This window comes from Caballeronia sp. LZ003 (assembly GCF_031451465.1).
Lineage (GTDB): Bacteria > Pseudomonadota > Gammaproteobacteria > Burkholderiales > Burkholderiaceae > Caballeronia.
Map to the genome: position 1 here is coordinate 1 of NZ_JARUXJ010000099.1, position 775 is coordinate 775.

Annotated in this window: 1 protein-coding gene; it reads right to left on the reverse strand. The window is 61.4% G+C overall.

Going from position 1 to position 775, the window contains the following annotated elements; all coding sequences use genetic code 11:
• Nucleotides 1-775, reverse strand: a 775-nt coding sequence (locus tag QCE79_RS33195) for a hypothetical protein (RefSeq protein ID WP_309851717.1), incomplete at both ends; no start/stop codon positions are given.

A 775-nucleotide genomic window follows, 5' to 3' on the forward strand; every position in this document is an offset into this window, starting at 1 on the left:
GTCGCCGGCTTCCAGCCCGGTGCGTTCGGGTTCGTCGCCTGCACCTTTACCTTCGATTGCTTCGCGCCGTCCCACCACTCGTAGCTATAAGTCGAGGTCGTGCGCGTGTCGTTCGAGTCGTCCGGCTTCGAGTCGATCTGCGTGAGCGTGCCATCGGCCATGCGCGTGTAGCTCGTGCTCATGCCGTTCAATGCATCGCGCTCCGATGTCTGCAGGCTGTCGGCATCCCACACGCGCGTGACGTTCGACACCACCTTGCCCGTTTTTACATCGCGCTCGATCTGCGAGGTCACCCGACCCATCAGGTCATTGGTGCGCTCCTGCGCCACGATGCCGTTGATCGTCTGCGTCTGCAGATAACCATTCGCGTCGTACGCATAGCGCTCGGTGCGGCCGTCCTTCGCGTACACCGCGAGCACGCGCTCGCCCGCTGCGTTGTAGCCGAGCTGCACGCCATCGCTTCCCATCGGTCCGGCGACGATGTGATCGCCCGCGAGCGTGCCCATCGTCACCGTGAAGCGATTCAGTGCGTCGTATTCGTACCAGTAATCTTGCGTCTTCTGGTGGTAGCCCACCATGTCCATATAGGTCGCCGTCATGCGACGCCGGTTGCCCACCGCGTCGTACTCGTACTTCACCTGATAGGCGTTATCCGTGATCGATACCACGCGATTGAGCGCGTCGTACTCCACCCGCGATTGCGCGAACACATACGAGTCGCCGAAGTTGGTGAAGTATTCCGCCGTGCGATTGCCGTCGCCATCGTATTCGTACA